The 20,129-nt window shown below is 65.9% G+C and carries 22 protein-coding genes; 15 read left to right on the forward strand and 7 right to left on the reverse strand.

The features are described 5' to 3' along the window. The first annotated feature begins 10 nt into the window (after positions 1–10). From pyrE to ACSQ1X_RS02745, 4 genes are all read left to right on the forward strand, one after another. A complete protein-coding gene (gene pyrE / locus ACSQ1X_RS02730; RefSeq protein ID WP_028272262.1) occupies positions 11–595 on the forward strand; it encodes an orotate phosphoribosyltransferase in 585 nt (194 codons plus the stop codon). Between the two features lie 136 nt (positions 596–731). Then, a complete protein-coding gene (locus ACSQ1X_RS02735; protein ID WP_436056567.1) occupies positions 732–1,496 on the forward strand; it encodes a GAF and ANTAR domain-containing protein in 765 nt (254 codons plus the stop codon). Between the two features lie 122 nt (positions 1,497–1,618). Continuing rightward, entirely contained in the window at positions 1,619–2,212 is a 594-nt protein-coding gene (locus ACSQ1X_RS02740; protein WP_436056568.1) for a hypothetical protein, read from the forward strand. 50 nt (positions 2,213–2,262) lie between these two features. Continuing rightward, positions 2,263–3,306, forward strand: a complete 1,044-nt coding sequence (locus ACSQ1X_RS02745; RefSeq protein ID WP_436056569.1) for a thioesterase domain-containing protein — start codon at positions 2,263–2,265, stop codon at positions 3,304–3,306. 74 nt (positions 3,307–3,380) lie between these two features. On the opposite strand, the gene ACSQ1X_RS02750 is transcribed toward ACSQ1X_RS02745, so the two are convergent. Further along, complete coding sequence (locus ACSQ1X_RS02750) at positions 3,381–4,211, reverse strand: HAD-IIA family hydrolase (RefSeq protein WP_028272259.1); 831 nt, start codon at positions 4,209–4,211, stop codon at positions 3,381–3,383. A 358-nt stretch (positions 4,212–4,569) separates the two neighbouring features. Here ACSQ1X_RS02750 and ACSQ1X_RS02755 point away from each other — a divergent pair, with 358 nt between their 5' ends. From ACSQ1X_RS02755 to ACSQ1X_RS02770, 4 genes are all read left to right on the forward strand, one after another. Then, positions 4,570–5,451, forward strand: a complete 882-nt coding sequence (locus ACSQ1X_RS02755; protein WP_436056570.1) for a hypothetical protein — start codon at positions 4,570–4,572, stop codon at positions 5,449–5,451. Positions 5,452–5,471: 20 nt separating this feature from the next. After that, on the forward strand, positions 5,472–6,155 hold the full coding sequence (locus ACSQ1X_RS02760) for a TrmH family RNA methyltransferase (RefSeq protein ID WP_436056571.1): 684 nt from the start codon (positions 5,472–5,474) through the stop codon (positions 6,153–6,155). 221 nt (positions 6,156–6,376) lie between these two features. After that, entirely contained in the window at positions 6,377–7,396 is a 1,020-nt protein-coding gene (gene fbaA, locus ACSQ1X_RS02765) for a class II fructose-bisphosphate aldolase (RefSeq protein WP_436056572.1), read from the forward strand. A 2-nt stretch (positions 7,397–7,398) separates the two neighbouring features. Further along, complete coding sequence (locus ACSQ1X_RS02770; RefSeq protein WP_055801094.1) at positions 7,399–7,821, forward strand: DUF3151 domain-containing protein; 423 nt, start codon at positions 7,399–7,401, stop codon at positions 7,819–7,821. A 68-nt stretch (positions 7,822–7,889) separates the two neighbouring features. Here the strand turns inward: ACSQ1X_RS02770 and ACSQ1X_RS02775 are convergent, their stop codons facing one another. Continuing rightward, the gene (locus ACSQ1X_RS02775) at positions 7,890–8,522 is read right to left on the reverse strand and encodes a uracil-DNA glycosylase (protein WP_028272255.1); all 633 of its coding nucleotides are present in this window, start codon (positions 8,520–8,522) and stop codon (positions 7,890–7,892) included. A gap of 436 nt (positions 8,523–8,958) precedes the next feature. On the opposite strand from ACSQ1X_RS02775, the gene ACSQ1X_RS02780 reads away from it, so the two are divergent. Beyond that, positions 8,959–10,248 (forward strand): adenylosuccinate synthase, encoded by a 1,290-nt coding sequence (locus tag ACSQ1X_RS02780; RefSeq protein ID WP_028272254.1) that lies wholly within the window; start codon positions 8,959–8,961, stop codon positions 10,246–10,248. 111 nt (positions 10,249–10,359) lie between these two features. Here the strand turns inward: ACSQ1X_RS02780 and ACSQ1X_RS02785 are convergent, their stop codons facing one another. Then, positions 10,360–10,551, reverse strand: a complete 192-nt coding sequence (locus tag ACSQ1X_RS02785) for a hypothetical protein (RefSeq protein WP_055801091.1) — start codon at positions 10,549–10,551, stop codon at positions 10,360–10,362. Positions 10,552–10,848: 297 nt separating this feature from the next. Here ACSQ1X_RS02785 and ACSQ1X_RS02790 point away from each other — a divergent pair, with 297 nt between their 5' ends. From ACSQ1X_RS02790 to ACSQ1X_RS02800, 3 genes are all read left to right on the forward strand, one after another. Further along, a complete protein-coding gene (locus ACSQ1X_RS02790) occupies positions 10,849–11,298 on the forward strand; it encodes an Hpt domain-containing protein (protein ID WP_436056573.1) in 450 nt (149 codons plus the stop codon). A 445-nt stretch (positions 11,299–11,743) separates the two neighbouring features. Then, positions 11,744–12,298, forward strand: coding sequence for an RNA polymerase sigma factor (locus ACSQ1X_RS02795; RefSeq protein WP_436056574.1), 555 nt, complete (start codon positions 11,744–11,746; stop codon positions 12,296–12,298). Then, positions 12,295–13,134, forward strand: coding sequence for a hypothetical protein (locus ACSQ1X_RS02800; protein ID WP_436056575.1), 840 nt, complete (start codon positions 12,295–12,297; stop codon positions 13,132–13,134). Before ACSQ1X_RS02795 ends, ACSQ1X_RS02800 begins: the two co-directional genes overlap by 4 nt. A gap of 23 nt (positions 13,135–13,157) precedes the next feature. Here ACSQ1X_RS02800 and ACSQ1X_RS02805 read toward each other — a convergent pair whose 3' ends face one another. From ACSQ1X_RS02805 to acs, 4 genes are read right to left on the reverse strand one after another with little or no spacing between them, the layout of a single operon-like run. Continuing rightward, positions 13,158–13,655, reverse strand: coding sequence for a CoA-binding protein (locus ACSQ1X_RS02805; protein WP_055801080.1), 498 nt, complete (start codon positions 13,653–13,655; stop codon positions 13,158–13,160). Continuing rightward, positions 13,652–14,992 carry an O-acetylhomoserine aminocarboxypropyltransferase/cysteine synthase family protein gene (locus tag ACSQ1X_RS02810; protein ID WP_055801077.1) on the reverse strand — a complete coding sequence of 447 codons (1,341 nt, stop codon included), beginning with the start codon at positions 14,990–14,992 and terminating at the stop codon, positions 13,652–13,654. Before ACSQ1X_RS02810 ends, ACSQ1X_RS02805 begins: the two co-directional genes overlap by 4 nt. After that, positions 14,992–16,200 (reverse strand): dimethylsulfone monooxygenase SfnG, encoded by a 1,209-nt coding sequence (sfnG, locus tag ACSQ1X_RS02815; RefSeq protein ID WP_436056576.1) that lies wholly within the window; start codon positions 16,198–16,200, stop codon positions 14,992–14,994. The genes ACSQ1X_RS02810 and sfnG overlap by 1 nt, the downstream gene beginning before the upstream one ends. 10 nt (positions 16,201–16,210) lie before the next feature. Next, on the reverse strand, positions 16,211–18,343 hold the full coding sequence (acs, locus tag ACSQ1X_RS02820) for an acetate--CoA ligase (protein ID WP_436056577.1): 2,133 nt from the start codon (positions 18,341–18,343) through the stop codon (positions 16,211–16,213). Between the two features lie 304 nt (positions 18,344–18,647). Between acs and ACSQ1X_RS02825 the strand changes: the two genes are divergently transcribed. The 3 genes from ACSQ1X_RS02825 to ACSQ1X_RS02835 are packed head-to-tail and all read left to right on the forward strand — an operon-like array spanning position 18,648 to position 20,119. After that, on the forward strand, positions 18,648–19,073 hold the full coding sequence (locus ACSQ1X_RS02825; protein WP_055801072.1) for a CoA-binding protein: 426 nt from the start codon (positions 18,648–18,650) through the stop codon (positions 19,071–19,073). A 42-nt stretch (positions 19,074–19,115) separates the two neighbouring features. Beyond that, entirely contained in the window at positions 19,116–19,526 is a 411-nt protein-coding gene (locus ACSQ1X_RS02830; RefSeq protein WP_436056578.1) for an MmcQ/YjbR family DNA-binding protein, read from the forward strand. Then, positions 19,523–20,119 carry a DUF1990 family protein gene (locus ACSQ1X_RS02835; RefSeq protein WP_436056579.1) on the forward strand — a complete coding sequence of 199 codons (597 nt, stop codon included), beginning with the start codon at positions 19,523–19,525 and terminating at the stop codon, positions 20,117–20,119. Before ACSQ1X_RS02830 ends, ACSQ1X_RS02835 begins: the two co-directional genes overlap by 4 nt. Positions 20,120–20,129 lie beyond the last annotated feature (10 nt).

A 20,129-nucleotide genomic window follows, 5' to 3' on the forward strand; every position in this document is an offset into this window, starting at 1 on the left:
ACTGGACCCCATGACTGCCACCAGCCCCCGTGCAGCTGACGCTGCTGCCGCCCGTGCCCGCCTGCTTGAGCTCATCAAGGAACTCGCCGTTGTCCGCGGCAAGGTGATCCTGTCCAGCGGGGCCGAAGCCGACTACTACATCGACCTCCGACGCATCACTTTGCACCACGAGGCGTCCAAGCTGGTGGGCCAGGTCATGCTCTCGCTGATCGACGACGCCGGCATCGACTTTGAGTGCGCCGGCGGCCTCACCATGGGCGCCGATCCGGTGGGCACCGCCGTGATGCATGCCGCCGTGGACGCCGGCCGCACCGTGGACGCGTTTGTTGTCCGCAAGGCCCAGAAGTCCTACGGCATGGGCCGCCAGGTGGAAGGACCCTCCGTCGAAGGCCGCAAGGTCCTGGTGCTCGAGGACACGTCCACCACCGGCGGGTCCGCACTGACCGCCGTCGAGGGCGTCCGCAAGGCCGGCGGCAACGTTGTGGCCGTCGCCGTAATTGTGGACCGCGACACCGGCGCCAAGGAAAAAATCGAAGCGGAGACCGGAGTTCCCTACCTGTTCGCGTTCGGCAAGGATGAGCTCGGCCTGAGCTAGCGTGCGTGCCGCCGGCGGCGGACAATTCAGCGGCGGACAATTCAGCCGGGAGCTAACCCCGCTTGAATGGCCAAGAGGCGGCACCCTACAATTTGCGTAGCTCAAATTCAAGTCACGCACCTGGAGAGACCGCGCCATGCTCCCGTCCAACCCAGCACCCAACACCGTCGAACAGATCCAGAACCTCATCCTGGAGAGTGCCGACTTCGAGGACTTCCTCAACGAACTGGCGCGCTTTTCCGCGCACCAGATGGCGGGCGACGGCGACGACGCCCTGTGCGGCATCACGCTGCTCAGGGACCGCAAGGCGGCCACCATCGGCTGGAGCAGCGATTCCGCGCGCGAGGTGGATGAGATCCAGTATTCGCTCTCGCAGGGGCCCTGCCTGACGGCCGCCGAGGAAGAACGGGAAGTCCACGTTCCGGACCTTTTCGAAGAGGACCGCTGGGGCCCTGACTACGCCGATGCGGTTGCCTCGCACGGACTGCGTTCGGTGTTGTCCCTCCCGTTCCACCTCCAGGGCGATGCGAAGGCCGCCCTGAACCTCTACTCGGATGTCCCGCACAAGTTCGATGAGAAAGCGGCGGCGCGCGCCCGGGGGTACACGCGCGAAGTGTCGCAGGCCCTGCGCCTGGCCGTCAGGTTCTCGCTGCACACAGACAGCGCCACCAACCTCCGGGCAACGCTGGAGTCCCGGACCACGATCGACATCGCCGTGGGCATCGTCATGGCGCAGAACCGCTGCAGCCAGGAGGCGGCCGTGCAGATCCTGACGGACGCGTCCAGCAACAGCAACGTCAAGCTGCGGGACATCGCCAAATCCTTGGTGGATTCCGTCGGCGGAGCGGGCACCCGGACCCACTTCGAGGAGCCCAGGCAGGGCAAGTCCCGGGTCGGCTGACCGCACGGCAGGTCCGGGTCGGCTGACCCGGACCACGCCGCAGGCTTGTGTTGGACGGGCCGCGGAAGCTACGCTGTCCGAGGTTGAGCCGTCGGCCATAGACACCCTTTTTTGGAGTACCTATGGACCGCAAACTTCACGCCCTCGTTAAGCTGGACGTCGCTGCAAATGTTGTTCGGATCGACGTCCGGGGCAGCCTCAACCAGGAATCCCGACCCGCCCTGGTGCACGTCATCCGCCGTATCCGCCGCATGGGTGTCACTGCCCACATCCGGGTGGATCTCTCGCAGGCCGCGTTCGTGGAATCGCCCGCTTTGGTGGGGCTCCGCAACGACCTCAACGCGGTCGACGGCGACACCTCCGGCGGCGGCTCCGCGGCGGGTTCAGGCGTTTCGCTCGAATTCATGCCCAGACCGGACGGCCTGGGCCCTGATGCCGGACCCGGTGTGAAGACCGTTGAAATCACCGGTGAATTCGCGGCCTCCATCGACCCTTCCGGATGCGGACCGCTGGCCCAGTACTCCGACGACGAACTCCTGGCTGCCAGCGACTCCGTCTTTGGACTGCTGGACGATCCCGCCGCGATTGCGGGCACCGAGCTGCTGGCGCAGTATGACGCGATCGGGGTGGAAATTTCGCGGCGGGAGAATGCCGAAGCCGGCCGGAACGCCGCAACGGATCCCCTGCAGGCGCTTCCGGCCGAGCCCGCGAACTAGCCGGTTCCGCGCGTTTCATATCCGGCTTCCGCTGTGGCTACGGTAGAGGTGTGCCGAAAGTCCAGGAGCCACCACAGCCTGAGGGCGGCCCTGGAACAGCCGAGGGCCGCCTCCTCAAGCATGCCGCCGAACTCAGGAGATTTTCCCGGCGAAACTTCCTGGCGGGATCGGGGGCGGCAGCGCTGCTGGCCACCGACATGTTCTTCACCCGTTATGTCCAGGCAGAGCGGCGCACCAACAGGATCCTGACGTTGGGCGACGATTTCGCGGAGAGCTACTACCCGAACGCCAGCTGGATCCTGTTTCCCGGCTACAAGACCAGCTGGGAGGAAGCGCAGTGGATCCTCAATTCCCTGCGCGGTGCGCTGCGCCAGCGCGGCCAGCTGGCCGCCGTCGGCTATTCCAACCAGGGGCTGGACATTGACCAGATCGTGATCGCGGTGATTGAGCATGTCCGGGCTAAGCAGCTGACCAGCCTGTACTTCTACGGCCACAGTTTCGGCGGCATGGTGGCTACACAGGTCGCTGCCCGGCTTCGCGAGCTGCACGGCGTGGAGGTGAAATTCATCCTGCTGGACTCCAGCCCGTACAGCAAGTACGACGTCCTGGACCAGAGCTGGTTCGAAGGCGTGGTGGTGCTCTACGAGGGCGGGTTCCGGGTTCCCACGGTGCTGCGCGGCGGGTACGAGCTGGGCGAACGCATCGTGCACAAGGATGAACGGTCCTGGCGCCAGGTGGTGGACCAGAGCCTGGAGCAGCTGTCACCGATTGCGCCGTCCAGCGTGCTGATCCAATCCGAATCCGCGTACATCTACCACTTCGACGCCACCCGGTTCGCCGACAAGCTGGGCGGGACCCGGATGGCGTTCATCGGCAATCCCCGGGACGGCACCGTGAACTATCAGACGGCCCGCGAATCGTGGGCGCGGACCTTTGCGGCCAACATGGTGTCCAACGACCGCCGTACCGATGACGCCCTGCCGGCGCACGCCAGTCCCCAGTGGAACCCGTTCGTTTACCGGCCCATCCTGGAGGAGTTGCAGGATGAGATCTTCCCGCTGCCTACCGGCGGGCCCAAGATGACTGCATTCTGACCCTGCCGCCCGGGCCCTTCGGCCCGACCCCGGAAACCCGGGCCGGCGCGCCCGGGCCCGCGCCTTGAACCCGGCTAGATCTGGCTCTTGAGGTCAGCCACCGAGTTCAGGATCTGGTTGGGCCGGAACGGGTAGGCGGCAATGTCGTCCTTGTGCGTGATTCCGCTGAGGACCAGCACGGTGTGCAGCCCGGCCTCCATTCCGGCGATGATGTCGGTGTCCATCCGGTCGCCGATCATGGCGGTGGTCTCGGAGTGGGCGTCGATCTGGTTCATGGCCGAGCGGAACATCATGGGGTTCGGCTTGCCCACAATGTAGGGTTCGCGGCCGGTGGCCTTGGTGATCAGTGCTGCGATGGCGCCGGTGGCGGGCATGGGGCCGTCCTTGGACGGTCCGGTGGCGTCCGGGTTGGTGGCGATGAAGCGGGCGCCGGCAAGGATCAGCCGGATGGCCATGGTGATCGCCTCGAAGGAGTAGGTGCGTGTTTCGCCGAGCACCACGAAGTCAGGGTTCTGGTCGGTGAGGATGAAACCGGCCTCATGCAGCGCCGTCGTGAGTCCTGCTTCGCCGATGGTGTAGGCGCGGTTCCCGGAATCCGAGCCGCGGACCTGGTCCTTCAGGAACTGCGCCGTGGCCAGCGCCGAGGTCCAGATGTTCTCCTCGGGAATTTCCAGGCCGGAGGACTTCAGGCGGGCGGCCAGGTCGCGGGGAGTGAAAATGGAGTTGTTGGTGAGCACCAGGAAGCGCTTGGAGGTGTCCACCCAGCGCTGGATCAGTTCCGCGGCTCCAGGGATGGGCTGGTTTTCGTGGACCAGCACTCCGTCCATATCCGTCAGCCAGCATTCGATCTCCTGGCCGCTCCGGTAAAGCGCTGCCGATGAACGTACTTCGTCTGACTTTGCCATGGTGATCCTCCAACGATGATGTGCCGGTTCCGGCTCCCAGTCTGTCATTTTTGGGGCGCCGGAACATCCGGCACCGAAGAATGACAGACCCGGTGCGGCGTTGTGGCGCCATTCGTTGGACTAGGCTCGTGGCTGGCACCAGTGTGCCAGCGGCCGCGGATCGGGGGAGTCCGCGGTGGTTGCTGTGCCGGCCTGCGCCGGGAGGTCCCCAAGGATATTCCGGGCATCCAAAGAACCGCAGGATGCCCGCCAGCACCTGAAAGGGACAGCCATGAGCAACAACTACGGCCCGCCGCCACCGCCCCAGCAGCACTACCCATCGAACAACTTCCCGCCGCAGCCGCCGCAGACTCACCCCATGCCAGCCCCTCAGCCTCGGAACAAGAAGAACCTGATCATTGTCCTGGCTGCCGTCGCCGCTGCCGTGACCGTTGCGCTGGTGGCCGTGTTTGTCTGGGTCATTCCCGCGTTCAGCAAACCGCAGGCTGAGGACAGCCCGGCGCCCGTGGCCACTTCCGCCGAATCCGCGTCCCCGGACGCGGCAGAGGAAAGTGCTGCCCCCGAGGAATCCGTGGCACCATCCGAAGACGCCGGAGCGGATGACATGCCGGCCGGGGCCTTCCCGCTTCCGCCCGGCTGGGATGACCTGCAGGGTCCCGCCAACATTCCAGCCAGCGACGACCCGCTTTACAACCGGTTTGTCACCGGGGAATCCTCATTCTCCTACCTGTCCGCCTGGAGCAGCGACGACACGTTCGGGATCACCAAGGACCCCGCCACCGGCGCCCCCATGCAGCAAGTCGCCAAGGGCACTGAAGAGCGCGACGGCGACGGCATCTCCACGGCGTTCTCGTTCTTCGCCGAAGCAGAGGAAGGCAAATACGGCAAGGAGCCTGAAAAGGTCCAGGCAGCCATCAAGGAGATCGAGGCAAAGCTCAAGGCCATCCCCGCCGCCGAACTGCCGCAGCACCTGGTCGGCCACAAATGCACCGGCAATTTTGAGGCGTCGACGCCGGAAATCAGGGAGTTCCGCCGGGCGGCCGCCGTGGTGGTCGGCTTCACCTGCACCAACGCCGGGGGAGACGCCATCCGCGCCGTCAACCTGTTCACCGTGACGCCGTGGGGCACACCGCAGATGATGGGCGTCAGCGGGCACGAGAGTTACTGGACCGCCAACCCGGAGGCATTGGAGAAGATCGGCAACTCGTACCGGGCGAACCGCTGGAAGCTGGACGGCTAAGCCGCGGCTAAAGTTGAAGCGTGACTGACCCCCAGACCCCTACAGCGCCCGCCTCCCCGCCTGATTCCCCCTCCGGCGGGGAACCGGAGCCCAAGGCGGAGGTCGGCGTCGGCCCCTGGGAAGGCGAGCTTCCCGAAGGGGAACACTGGGACCCGGACCTCCTGGCCGACGGCGACCGCCGCAATGTGGTGGACAAGTACCGCTACTGGAAGCACGAGGCGATCGTGGCGGACCTGGATTCGAAACGCCATGACTTCCACATCGCGATCGAAAACTGGCAGCACGACCTCAACATCGGCACCGTGGTGCGCACCGCCAACGCGTTCCTCGCCAAGGAAGTGCACATCATCGGACGACGCCGGTGGAACCGCCGCGGGGCAATGGTCACCGACCGCTACCAGCACGTCCGCCACCATCCCACCGTGGAGGACTTCGTGGCGTGGGCGCAGGGGGAGGGGCTGGCGATTATCGGCATCGACATCTTCCCCGATTCCGTGCCGCTGGAAACCTACGACCTCCCGAAGAACTGCGTCCTGGTGTTCGGCCAGGAAGGTCCGGGCCTGACTCCGGAGGTCCACGAAGCGGCCCTGGACACTCTGTCGATCGAGCAGTTCGGCTCCACCCGGTCCATCAACGCGGCGTCCGCGGCCGCCATCGCCATGCACGCCTGGATCCGCCGGCACGTGTTCAGCCAGTCCGTCTAGTCCCCGCCGAGGTGGCCCGGGAGATGATCGATCGCGGCAGTTGGAGGGCCTGAAACTGCCGCGGAGTGCCACCACGAGGCAGCGGGCCCGGTGCAAAGTGTTACCCGGCCAGTGACCCGAAACACTGCCCCTTCGCAGAAATGGCTAGGATGGGTGCTAGCCGACGAGGTCCACTCCAGGGTCAACACAACCCGTAGACGAAATTCACTTTAGGAGTCAGCATGCCCATTGCAACCCCAGAGATCTACTCCGAGATGATCGACCGCGCTAAGGCGGGCGGCTTCGCATTCCCGGCCGTGAACGTCACGTCCTCGCAGACGCTGAACGCAGCCCTGCGCGGCTTCGCCGAGGCAGAGTCCGACGGCATCGTCCAGGTTTCCACCGGCGGTGCGGCCTACTGGTCCGGCGCCTCCACCAAGGACATGGTTGCCGGCTCCCTGGGCTTCGCCGCGTTCGCCCGCGAAGTCGCCAAGAACTACGGCGTCAACATCGCGCTGCACACCGACCACTGCCCCAAGGACAAGCTGGACGGCTTTGTCCTGCCGCTGCTGGCCGCCTCCGAAGCCGAGGTCAAGGCCGGACGCAACCCGATCTTCAACTCGCACATGTGGGACGGCTCCGCCGAGACCCTGCAGGAAAACCTGCGCATCGCCCGTGAACTGCTGGAGCGCACCGCTGCCGCCAAGATGATCCTCGAGGTCGAGATCGGCACGGTCGGCGGCGAGGAAGACGGCGTCGAAAACGAGATCAACGAGAAGCTGTACACCACGGTGGAAGACGCCCTGGCCACCATCGAAGCCCTCGGCGCCGGCGAGAACGGCCGCTACATCACCGCCCTGACCTTCGGCAACGTGCACGGCGTGTACAAGCCCGGCGGCGTGAAGCTGCGCCCGGAGATCCTCAAGGACATCCAGGCCCAGGTCGGCGCGAGGATCGGCAAGGACAGCCCGTTCGACCTCGTCTTCCACGGCGGCTCCGGCTCCTCGGACCAGGAAATCGCGGACGCCGTTTCCTACGGCACCATCAAGATGAACATCGACACCGACACCCAGTACGCCTACACGCGTCCGGTGGCGGACCACATGTTCAAGAACTACGACGGCGTGCTGAAGGTTGACGGCGAGGTCGGCAACAAGAAGACCTATGACCCGCGCGTCTGGGGCGCCTCCGCCGAAGCAGGACTCGCCGCCCGCGTGGTTGAGGCCACCAAGCAGCTCGGCTCGGCCGGAAAGACGTTCTAACCATGTCCGACGAATTCCGCAGGAACCTGATGGGCCCGGAGCCCACGCTCCTGCCCGCGGAGTCCGAGATCTACCAGCACCTGGCCCTCGGCCAGGAGGCACTTGATCTTGTGGCGAAGCACCCCACGTCCTCGCTCCTCTGGGCCATCCTGGCCGAGGAGGCCTGGAACGAGGGGCGGACCGTCGACTCCTACGCCTACGCCCGCGTGGGCTACCACCGGGGCTTGGATTCGCTGCGGCGCAACGGCTGGCGCGGAGTGGGACCCATCCCCTGGGAGCACGAGCCCAACCGCGGCTTCCTGCGCGCCCTGTACGCCCTGGGCCGCGCATCGTCGGCCATCGGCGAGGCGGAGGAACCGGAACGCATTGAGAAGTTCCTCAATGACTCCGATCCCGCCGCCAAGGCTGCCATCGAAGGCAAATAACTGAACATACGACGGCGGCTCCCCACCTTTCCGGGTGGGGAGCCGCCGTCGTTGTTGGTTCAGCGCAGTTAGTTCGCCTTGGTCAGGCCGGTGCGGGCCATGGCGTCAGCGTACGCAACGTGCATTTCGTCGAGGTACTGCTGCTGGCGGGCCTCGGTGCCGGCGAATGCGCGGCCGCTGAGTGAACGGACCTTGTAGGTCTTGAGGCCGCGGCGCCAGAGCAGCGGCACTTCGGTCTTCAGGAGCAGCTGGGCCAGGCGGTTGGCCTCGGTGCCGTGGGCCACGATGACGGAGGCGCGGGGCACCAGCGCAAGGAACTTCAGCAGCGGCTTGAGGCCGGCCGAAATCTGGTCAGGCGTGAACTTGCCGTTGGGCTCGCCGGGGATGTGCCACGGGTGCACGTTCCAGGGCATGACGAATTCGGGGCGGAGGCCCAGCTTCCACTGCACGCCGAGCATGCGGGTGGCAGCTTCGCTGTCGCCGGCGGTGATGAAGCCGGATTCATCGGCCGTGCCGATGTTGGAGTACAGGCTGATGATGCGGCACTCGTCGACGTCGTGCATCGGGTCCACGTACGGGACCACGGTGTCCGGCTTGAGGCTCTGGAAGGTGTCGCACAGCTCGTTGACAACTGCGACGTTGGGTTCGTAACGGCGGCTCAGAAGCTGCTCGCGGAATGATTCAGTAGCCAGGGCTGTCATGTATTGCTGTGTCTCCTGCGGGATCGGTGACGCTGCCAGACCGGATTAAGGCATGCCAAGTACCGGGCACGCCATATACGGTGTGGTTTGAAAATGTGGTGAGTGGACCGATTCCTGATCGATCATTACCAGTCTATCAAGCCCAGCGAAATGCCGGGCGGCGGTAGCATCTCGCCACATTGTCGTCCCCGGAGCAGGCGCAGAGCGCAGCCCCGGTGTGAAGCCGCTCCGCCAACGGGCGAAAGCGGTGCTTGTCACTCATATCGGCTAAACTTGGGTGGTAAGAGCCCCGGAACTCTTGCGTTGCGCGTGACGGCCAGTCGGCCGGACAGGCGCGGCAGTGGAATTCGGGGCATTCTCATGAACGGCGCTGTCCCCTGGCGGTCACCTCGGTGAACCGGCTGCGGTCCAGCCCGAACGAATGGGGGAGGATCCCATGCCAGCAATCGTGATCGTCGGAGCCCAGTGGGGCGACGAAGGCAAAGGTAAAGCCACTGACCTGCTTGGCGGCCGCGTGGACTACGTGGTCAAGCCGAACGGCGGCAACAACGCCGGGCACACCGTCGTCGTAGGCGGTGAGAAGTATGAGCTCAAGCTCCTTCCTGCCGGCATCCTGAGCCCGAACGCGGTTCCGATTATCGGCAACGGCTGTGTGGTGAACCTCGAAGCCCTGTTCCAGGAAATCGACGGCCTGGAGGCCCGCGGCGCGGACACCTCCAAGCTCCGCGTCTCCGCCAATGCCCACCTCGTGGCGCCGTACCACCAGGTGCTGGACAAGGTCACCGAGCGGTTCCTGGGCAGCCGGGCCATCGGCACCACCGGCCGCGGCATCGGCCCGGCGTACATGGACAAGGTGGCCCGCCTGGGCATCCGCGTCCAGGACGTTTTTGACGAGTCCATCCTGCGCCAGAAGGTGGAAGGGTCACTGCGCCAGAAGAACGAACTCCTCGTCAAGGTTTACAACCGCCGCGACATCGAGGTCGAAGAGATCGTCAGCTATTTCCTCTCCTTCGCCGAACGCCTGCGCCCGCTGGTCATCGACAGCACCTTCGTCCTGAACAAGGCACTGGACGAGGGCAAGGTTGTCCTCATGGAGGGCGGCCAGGCCACCTTCCTGGACGTGGACCACGGCACCTACCCGTTCGTGACCTCCTCGAACCCGACCGCCGGCGGCGCGTCGGTGGGCTCCGGCATCGGCCCCACCCGGATCTCGCGCTCCATCGGCATCATCAAGGCGTACACCACGCGTGTGGGCGCCGGCCCGTTCCCCACGGAACTGTTCGATGAGATGGGCATGTACCTGCAGAAGACCGGCGGCGAGTTCGGCGTCAACACCGGCCGCCCCCGCCGCTGCGGCTGGTACGACGCCGTCCTGGCACGCCACGCCTCGCGCGTCAACGGCTTCACCGACTACTTCGTCACCAAGCTGGATGTGCTCACCGGCATCGAACAGATCCCTGTCTGCGTGGCCTACGACGTGGACGGCGTGCGGCACGACGAAATGCCCATGACCCAGACCGAGTTCCACCACGCCAAGCCGATCTTCGAGTACTTCGAGGGCTGGACCGAGGACATCACCGGTGCGCGCACCCTGGAGGACCTTCCGGAGAACGCCAAGAACTACGTGCTGGCCCTCGAGAAGCTGTCCGGCACGCGATTCTCGGCCATCGGCGTCGGCCCGGACCGCGACCAGACCATCGTGGTCAACGATTTGATCAACGACTAACGATTCAGAACAGATGTTCGACGGCGGCGGGTCACCTGGAAAGGTGGCCCGCCGCCGTCGTCGTTAACCGGGGTGCCGGCGCACGCGGTTGCCGGCGCACGCCGGTGCCGGCTAGGCGCCGGACTGCTTGTTGCGGATCTGAAGCAGGTGCTGCTGCAGTTTTGCTTCGGCATCCCGCCGGCGTCGGGCCTGCTCGCGCATGGCCCGCGTCGCGGCGGAACCCAGTGGATTCATCAAACCGGTCACATGTTTGGGGGTCGCTGCCGGACCGGCGGCAGGGACGGCCATCACTTCCTCGCTCATGCCGGTATCCTGACACCCGCGCCCGCCGCACGTAACCCCCCGGCACGGGAGCGTTACAGGATCGGAACCTGCCCCTGTCCGGACGAGCCGCCGTACTCGTGCCGCCGGCCACGAGGCTGATACGTAGTGGTGCGCATGATGCAGGTGGTAGCGGGTGTGTTTCGGGTAGGGGCCACTCGTGACCGCCGCTGTCCTCCCTCCCTATCTTGGACTCACCGGCGCTGTGCTGGGAGTGGGGCTTCCACAGGCAAATCGTCGGACTGCTAACGGGAGGGGATGGACGTCATGGGTCTCAGCGTGAAGTCAGGAAAGAACAAGACCGCTCCGGAGCCCGGGCAATCGGACCGGACCGCAACGGTCGAACTGGGGCCGCGGCGGTACCGCGCCCGCATCAACAGGGCACCGGTCCTGGACCGCACGCGCGTGCAGGAGCTTGCCGGGGATATCCATTCCCAGAGCCGGCTCCTTGAATTCCTTAACCTCTTCCTGGTCCTGTTGCCCTCCAGGGTGAACAATGTGGCGGGTGCCCTGGCCAGCGGAGACCTTGAGGCCGCGAGTGCGGCCGCCCAGAGCCTTGCCTCGTCTGCCGCGATGGCCGGAGCAGCCCGGCTGGAGCTGGTGGCCCTGCTCGTCGACAGCGATCTCCGCATCGGCCGGATGGACCGGGCCCGCGAGACCGGCCGGCGCCTCGGACCGGATGCTGCCGAGCTGGCATCAGCCCTGTCCCGGCTGCTGACGGGCCGCTGACAGCGAACCCGGAATTCCCGGACATTGTTGCCCGTTCCTCCTCTGATCCATGCCCGGATCCGGTCCCTGAGCCAGCCCCGGATCCGATCCCGGAACGGTGCTCAAAACTTTTTTAAAAGTTTTTTGGATTCCGCGTAACCCTGGACCGTGCCGTGACGATTACCACTATGAAAGCGCCGGGTTCGAAGTTGTCCCCCATCAGGTTCGTACCTGGCGCTTGACTGCAAAAAGAGAGCCGGGCCGGAACTGTCCCCCATCATGTTTCCGGCCCGGCACTTTTTTGTCCGGGGCCGGTTCAGCGGGACACCTGCCCAGGAGTGCGCGGCCTCTGTGGGCTTTCCCCTTCTTTACCCGGGGTAAAGTTGTTGAGCGGGTTCAACCCACAGCCGCCACATGATGGCCATACAATGATGTAGCCATCTCCCTTGAACGAAAGCCCACGTCCGTGACCGAAGCGCTGACCGACGATGCCTTGCGGGCCCTCAAGGGCCGAGATGGCGAGTTGTTCAATCTGGTCTACCGGAGCTATGCGTCCCAGGTACTGGGATACCTGACCGCCCGTGGCGTCGAGGACCCGGAGGCCACCATGCAGGATGTGTTCCTGGCCGTCCTGCCCCGGATAGATACCATCAGCGGCGGAGCCGGCGGCCTTCGGACTTTCCTGTTCTCGGTGGCCCATGCCCGGATGGTTGACGATCACCGAAGGCAAAGCCGGACACCGCCGAAACAACCGTTCGAACCTGAGTTTGACCGGCGGGAATCCTCCTCGGCTGAAGCCGCGGCGATGCTGCTGGTTGCGCCGGGGGAAGTGCTTGAACTGCTTGAGGTCCTGGGTGAGGACCAAAAAGAGGTGCTGACCCTGCGGATCATCGCTGATCTTACTGTGGAGCAGGTGGCCGAAATCATGGGGAAAAGTGCCGGAGCCGTCAAACAGCTTCAGCGACGTGCTTTGGACAGACTCCGTGAACACTCGGCCGTAAAGGACTACGTAGCGCCATGACAACCAGGGAAGACTTTTCTGGTGGGACCGTTGACCGGATTCTCCTCGACGCCGGCCACACGGACGTGCCCGAACTCAGGACCGCCCTCCTGTCCATCGCTTCGCTGGCGCAGATGCCGGTTCCCGCTCCCGGGGCCGAGCTTGCGGCCATGCTGGCCGGTCCACGGGATGAACTGACCCGGAAGCGTTGGCTGCGTCAGCACCGCCCAACGGTGGTGGGCCTTGCAGTCCTTGCCGGCATGGGTCTCGGCGTTACGGGTGTTGCCGCCACCGGCCAGGTGTCCGAAGACGGCTCCGGCCTCTGGTCCGTGCAGCAGCTGACCACGGACTGGGCCCCCGACTGGACGCTGCCCCTCGCCCCGGCCGCAACGGACCAGGACGGGCCGGCGGGGTGGGCTTCACCGCTCTTCCTGCGGCTTGACCAGGATGGTCCTTCCCCCGCGGACGGGGCAGCCGAACCGCTGACACCCCCGGCGGCCCAGGAGCATGCCAATGGCCAGCCGGCGGCAACACCGCCGGATACCCGCGTGCTTCCGCCGGCCAAACGTCCGGAATGGGCTCCGGGCGTGGCTTCCGGCCATGGCAAAGCAGGGCAGCCGGGCCCCGAAACTGCCGGCGCAGGCAAGGGCGACGCTTCAGCGGAGGGGCAGTCCGCTCAGGGCTCCGCGCAAGAGGCCGGCATGCTTTCCGAACAAGCCGCTCCGGCTCCGGAGGAAGGCAGCGAGGTCCGCGGCGAGTCCGGCCGGAAGCAGGAAAAGTCCGGCGCGGGCCTGCTCGACTCCGCGCTGGACTCTTCCCTGGATCCAATCAGCCGCTGGCTCGGCAAGCTGCGGTAAAACCGCCAGGGGCTATACAGGCTTTAGGCCAGTACCTGCCGCTTAGAGGAAATAACGCCCGTGTCGAAACCGGCCAGGTGGAGACCGCCGTGGAAGCGTGCGTGCTCGATCTTGACGCACCGGTCCATCACGACGTCGAGCCCGGCGGCTTCGGCTTCCTTGGCCACGTCCTCGTGCCACGAGCCCAGCTGCAGCCAGAGTGTTTTGGCGCCCGCGGCGACGGCCTCGTCCAGGACGCCCGGGAGGTCGTCGTGCTTGCGGAACACATCCACGATGTCCGGGCTCTCGGGAAGGTCGGCCAGGGAGGCGTAGGTAGGCTGGCCAAGGATCTCCTTAACAACGGGGTTCACGAAGTACACCTTGTACCGTGTGGAGGACTGCAGGTACGTGGCCACGAAGTAGCTGGCCCGCGACGGCTTGTCCGAGGCGCCCACAATGGCAATGGACTTTGCCTGCCGGAGCAGGTTCAGCCGTTCCGGGGCAGTAGGGCCTTCCCAGGTCCTGGTTTCTGCTGCGCTCATGCGATTGCTCCGATCGTGCAGGTATCGGCGGCGACGGTTTCGGCGGCACCAAGGGCCGACGCCGCATCCAGCGCCTGGTCCAGGTCCCAGAGGATGTCCTCGATGTCCTCCAGGCCCACGGAGATGCGGACGAGGTCTTCAGGGACGCCGGCGGACTCGAGCTGGGCGGGGCTCAGCTGCTGGTGGGTGGTGGAGCCGGGATGGATCACCAGGGTCCGCGAGTCGCCCACATTGGCCAGGTGCGAGGCCAGCTGCAGGGACTCGATGAACTTCTGGCCCGCCGCCCGTCCGCCCTTCACGCCGAAGGAGAACACCGAGCCGGGACCCAGGGGCAGGTACTTCTGTGCCCGCTCAAAGTGCGGGTGCGAGGGCAGCCCGGAGAAGTTCACGTACGCCACCCGCTCGTCCGCTTCGAGCCATTCGGCCACAGCCTGGGCATTCTTCAGATGCTCGTCCAGACGCTGGGGAAGCGTCTCCACGCCCTGCAGCAGCTGGAAGGCGGACTGCGGTGACAGCGCGGGACCGATGTCGCGCAGCTGCTCGCAGCGGAGCTTGGTCAGGAAGCCGTACTCGCCGAAGTTGCCCCACCAGGAGACATTGCCATAGGACGCCACGGGCTCGGTCATGGTGGGGAACTTGCCGTTGCCCCAGTTGAAGCGGCCGCTTTCGACGATCACGCCGCCCAGCGTGGTGCCATGTCCCCCCAGGAACTTGGTGGCGGAGTGGATCACGATGTCCGCCCCGTGTTCGATCGGCCGCACGAGGTACGGCGTGCTCAAGGTGGCGTCCACCACGAGGGGGATGCCGGCGTCGTGCGCTACCTTTGCCAGCCCGTCAAGGTCCTGGACTTCCGATGACGGGTTGGCCACCACCTCGACGAAGATCGCCTTGGTGTTGTCCCGGACCGCGGCGGCGTAGTCCGCCGGATCGGTGCCGGGGACGAATGTCGTGTCCACCCCGAAGCGGCGCAGCGTGACATCGAGCTGGGTGACCGTTCCGCCGTACAGCTGGGAGGCCGCCACGATGTGGTCGCCGGCCTGGGTCAGTGCGGCGAAAGTGATGAATTCCGCAGCCATGCCCGACGACGTCGCAACAGCGCCGATGCCGCCCTCCAACGAGGCTATGCGCTCTTCGAACGCCGCCACCGTGGGGTTGCCGATGCGCGAGTAGATGTTGCCGTACTTCTGCAGCGCGAAGAGGTTGGCAGCGTCCTGGGTGTCCTTGAACACGAAGGACGTGGTCTGGTAGATCGGGACCGCCCGGGCGCCGTGCTCGGCGTCGGGCGTGCCGCCGGCGTGCAGGGCGCGGGTGCGGAAGCCGAACTTGCGGTCGGCCATTACGCGTCCACCAGCTTGCTGGTAGTGCCGGCGTTTGCCACCGGGGTCTGGGAAAGGTCCAGTTCCGTGCCGTTCCTGCGGGCGAGGTCCGCCTCGAGTTCGCGGACGATCGGCAGGACGTCCTGGCCGAATGCGGCCACTTCCTCCTGGAAGTGCAGGTAGCCGGTGAGGAACAGGTTCACGCCGATCTTCTTGTACTCCACGATCCGTTCCGCGATCTGCTCGGGGGTGCCGATCAGCTGGGTCTTGAAGCCGTCGTTGTACTGGACCAGGTCCTCGAAGCTCGAGTCGGCCCACATGCCCTTGCCGTCCTTGGTGGACGCGCCGGCTTCCTGGACTGCGTCGCGGAAGCCCTGGACTGCAGGCTTGTGCGCCTTTTCCACGATTTCGCGGAGGGTGTCGCGGGCTTCCTTTTCGGAATCGCGGGCGATGACGAAGCCGTTGAGGCCAAAGCGGGGTGCGGCCAGCTGGCCGGACGTGCCGCGCAGGGTCTCCCCGGACGCTGCAACAACACCGGCGATGTTCTCCTTGAAGCCCTCCAGGTCCTTGCCGTTGGAGAAGTACCAGTCCGCCACACGGCCGGCGGTTGCCTGGGCCGCGGTGGAGTTGCCGCCGAAGAAGATCTCCGGGTGCGCACGGCCCGGAACGTCCACCGGCGCCGGGTTCAGGGTGAAGTCGGTGATGTTGTAGTACTTGCCGGACTGGCTGTATTCCTGCTCGGTCCAGAGGCCGCGGAGCACCTTGATGAATTCCTCGGTGCGGACATAGCGTTCGTCGTGCTCGAGCCATTCGAGGCCGAAGTTGGTGAACTCGTTCTTGAGCCAGCCGGAGACGATGTTGACGGCGGCGCGGCCGTTGGAGATGTGGTCCGCGGTGATGATGTACTTGGCAAGCACGCCGGGGTGCCACATGCCGGGGTGGACGGCCGAGATGACCTTAAGCCGCTCCGTGGCCGCCAGCAGCGCCAGGCTGAAGGACGTGGCCTCGTGCTGCTTGTCCGCGCCGTAGGAGGCGGCGTACCGCGTCTGCGTCAGGGCGTATTCGAAGCCGGAGTTCTCGGCGATCCGTGCAAGCTTCTTGTTGTAGTCGAAGTCCCAGCTGGTGCGCTGCTCGATCGTGGAGACAACCAGGCCGCCGGATACGTTCGGCACCCAGTAGGCGAACTTGAGCGGTTCGGAAAGACGGGCAACGTTGCTGATGTCGTTCATGATGGTTCCTTTACTTCTGTCCGTTGAGGGGAGATGCCGGGACGGAGGCGGCGTAGCCGGCCAGGGCATCCTGGATGCCGGCGATTGCCGGCTCGTTCTGGAGTGACGTGGTGTCGCCGAGGGTGGTTCCCTCGAAAAGCTGGGTGAGCAGCCGGCGCATGATCTTGCCGCTGCGGGTCTTGGGCACATCGGGAACCACGACGACGTCGCGCGGCTTGGCGATCGGCCCGATCGCCTGGGCGACGTGGTTGCGGAGCTCGGCAGCTACTTCCCCGGAAACCCCGCCCTTCAAGACAACAAAGGCCACCACCGCGTGGCCGGTCTTCGGATCCGCCACCGGGCAGACGCCCGCTTCCACCACGGCCGGGTGGGAGACGAGGGCGGACTCTATTTCGATCGTGGACAGCAGGTGGCCGGAGACGTTGAGGGTGTCGTCCACCCGCCCCAGGATCCAGATGTCGCCGTCGTCGTCGTATTTGGCGCCGTCCCCGGCCAGGAACCAGCCCTGCTCGGCGTACTTGCGCCAGTATGAATCGAAGTAGCGCTGCGGGTTGCCCCAAACGGTGCGGGCAATGGCCGGGCCGGGGGAGTCCACCACAATGAAGCCCTGGACGCCCGGTGGCACGGTATTGCCGGCGTCGTCCACGATCCGGGTGCTGACGCCCGGTAGCGGGCGGGCCGCGCAGCCGGGCTTGAACTCGGTGTCCGTCGGGGCGGGGGAGAGGATGGTGGCGCCGGTCTCGGACTGCCACCAGGTGTCCACCACGGGGGCGGTGCCGGCGCCGACGTTCCGGCGCAGCCAGCGCCAGGCTTCGGGGTTCACGGCTTCGCCCACGGTGCCGAGCATCCGGATGGAGGAGAGATCGTAGCTGTCCGGGACGCCGTCCGGGAACCAGCCCATGAGCGAGCGGACCAGAGTGGGTGCCGTGTAGTACTGGGTTACGCCGTAGCGCTCGATGATCTCGAAGTGCCGGCCCGGGTGCGGAGTGTTCGGGGTGCCTTCGAAGATCACCTGGGTGACCCCGTTGGAGAGCGGGCCGTAGATCTCGTAGGTGTGGGCCGTGACCCAGGCGAGGTCGGCGGTGCACCAGTGCACATCCTGGTCCCGGAGCGCCGGGTCCGGGTTGCTGAACAGGTGCTCGAAGCTCCAGGACGCCTGCGTCAGGTAGCCGCCGGAGGTGTGCACCAGTCCCTTGGGCTTACCGGTGGTCCCGGAGGTGTACATGATGAAGAGCGGGGTCTCGGCGTCGAACGCTTCGGGTTCGTGCACGTCGGATTCCCGTCCGACGGCGTCGTGCCACCACACGTCGCGGCCCGCGGTCATGGGGACGGTTGCCAGCTGGTCAGCAGGGGTGGTGCGGTTGACCACCAGGACGTGCTCGACGGCGTTGTCCCCGGCAACCGCGGCGTCCGCGTTGTCCTTGACCGGTACGGCCACACCGCGGCGGAACTGGCCGTCCGTGGTGACCAGGAGCTTGGCCCGGGTGTCCTCGACGCGGAATTTCAGCGCCTCGGCGGAGAAACCCCCGAACACCAGGGAATGGATGGCGCCGATGCGCGCCACGGCGAGGGTGATGATGACGGTTTCGGGGATGACCGGAAGGTAGATGACCACGCGGTCGCCCTTGGTGATGCCCAGGGCCTCGAGCGCGTTGGCGGCCTTGGACACTTCGCGCTGCAGTTCGGCGTACGTGATGGCCCTGCGGTCGCCGGGCTCGCCCTCGAAGTGCAGGGCCACTTTGCCGCCGCGGCCGGCGGCGATGTGGCGGTCCACACAGTTGTAGGCGACGTTGAGCTTGCCGCCTTCAAACCAGGTGATGTCCGGGCCGGTGCCGGCGTCCAGGTCTGCCGGCACTCGCCGGTGGGCGGTGTGCCAGGGCTCCGCCCAGTCGAGGCGGAGGGCCTGTTCTTCCCAGAATGCAACGTTGGTGGTACTGCCGTGACGCGCCGGTCCGTCAATGGGGACGCCGTGCACTGCGCCGTCCGTGGGCTCGGTCAGGGACCATCCCGAAGAGCCGCGAGAGGAGCCGGGCGCGTCACGCAGCCCTGCTTCGTTCGCCGTCGCGTCCGAAGTGGTTTGTGGGGTTGCCTCGGACGGACTCCGGGCAAGGGTGGGCAGGGCGGAAGAAATCTCTGGGGTCATTGCAGCACTCCATCGGTCCTGGCAGTAGCACCCTTAGTTCCCTGGGCTCCTTCGAAATTCATCGAGAGAGAAGGAACAGTTCCGTGGGAATGGTCGTCTCACGTCACCGGGGGTTGCTGCGGCTTCATCGATCCAGGTCTCTCGGCCGCTCGGGATGGTCACTACCAACTAGAACCGAGATGCACGATTTCACAAAATCTGCGGCTTTGGGGCTGTAATATTCGTTCATCGCTTAGCTGTGCTCGGTTGATTCATTCATATATTCGGGGATATGCCGGAATCGCCGCAGGAGTAAGGTTGATGCATGGCCCATGTTAACGATCCGGCAGTCATTGACCGACTCATGCGAACCAAAGGCACGTGGGCGGTGGTGGGCCTGACCACCAACGAATGGCGCTCGGCGTATGACGTTTCCCTGTACATCCGTGACCGGATGGGCATGGAAATCATCCCTGTCAACCTTCCCGGCGACGACGTCCACGGCGAGAAGGGGTACCGCTCCCTTGCGGACATCCCCGCGGAGAAGCACCCGATCGACGTCGTGGACTGCTTCGTGAACTCCCACAGAGTGGGGGCTGTCATCGACCAGGCAATAGCCGTGGGTGCCAAGTCGGTGTGGCTGCAGCTCGGCGTGTTCGACGACGCCGCCGTAGAGCGTGCCAAGGCAGCCGGACTGGACGTGGTGGTCAACGAGTGCCCTGCCCGCGAAGGGTGGCGTGTGGGCATCTAGCGCCCCTGCCTAATGCCCCGGGAGTCCGGATAGGCTCGTGCCATGGACGTTGCCACCCTCCGCGATATCTGCCTGAGCTTTCCCGGCACTTTCGAGGACTTCCCGTTTGGGCCTGAAACCTCCGTCTTCAAAGTGCGCGCGGCGGTGCCGGGCGGAGCGCGGCACGACGCCAAGATGTTCGCTGCGTCCGCCATGGACCTGGCGGACTGGTCCGTGAGCCTCAAATGCGAACCGGCGCTGGCCGAACAGCTGCGCGCGATCCACCCTGAGATCACCGGTGCCTGGCACATGAACAAGACCCACTGGAACGGGGTCAGGCTGGATGGATCACTGCCGGACGACATGATCCGGGACATGGTGGAGGACTCCTACGACCTGGTGGTGGCCACGCTGAGCCGGAAACAGCGCGAACAGCTGGGATGGGCAGGGCTCGCCCGGGGTGAAGCCGAATGAGGCGTGACCGCGGGGCGGGCCGGACCGGCAGCCTCCGCCTGAGCCGCGGCTCCCGCAGACTTGCCCGCGGCAGCCTGAATTACCCCGGCATCGGGTCCACCGACGACGGCAGACCGCCGGACGGCATGCCCTGCGTGGTCACGCAGGCCTACCTCGGCGAGGGGCCGGCCCTCTACCGGAGGGTGGCCCAGGGAATCCTGGCCTGGCAGCTGCAGAAACGGTCCGGGCTGCGCGTCCGCACAGACTCCGACACCGTGAGGCCCGGCGCGCGCGTGGTGAGCGGATTCGGCGTCGGGCCTTTCCGGATCAACGCTCCCTGCGAGGTGGTGTGGGTGCGGCGCCCGGTCCCCGGAGGGGGCCCGCAAAGCGCCGGTTTCGGCTACGGAACCTTGCCCGGCCATCCGGTCCAAGGCGAGGAAGCCTTTGTGGTGGAGTTAGACGGCCAGGGCCGGGTGTTCCTGAAGATCACTGCTTTCAGCCGGCCGTCGAACTGGTTTTACGCCGCTGGCAGCGCCGTCACGGCCCGCGCACAAAGGCATGTCACTTCCCGATACATTGGGAGTGCACACGAACTGGCCGCAGGTGAAAGCTGAGCAGGAGCAG

Origin of the sequence: Arthrobacter sp. LjRoot78 (assembly GCF_964254335.1) — a bacterium.
Classification (GTDB): domain Bacteria; phylum Actinomycetota; class Actinomycetes; order Actinomycetales; family Micrococcaceae; genus Arthrobacter.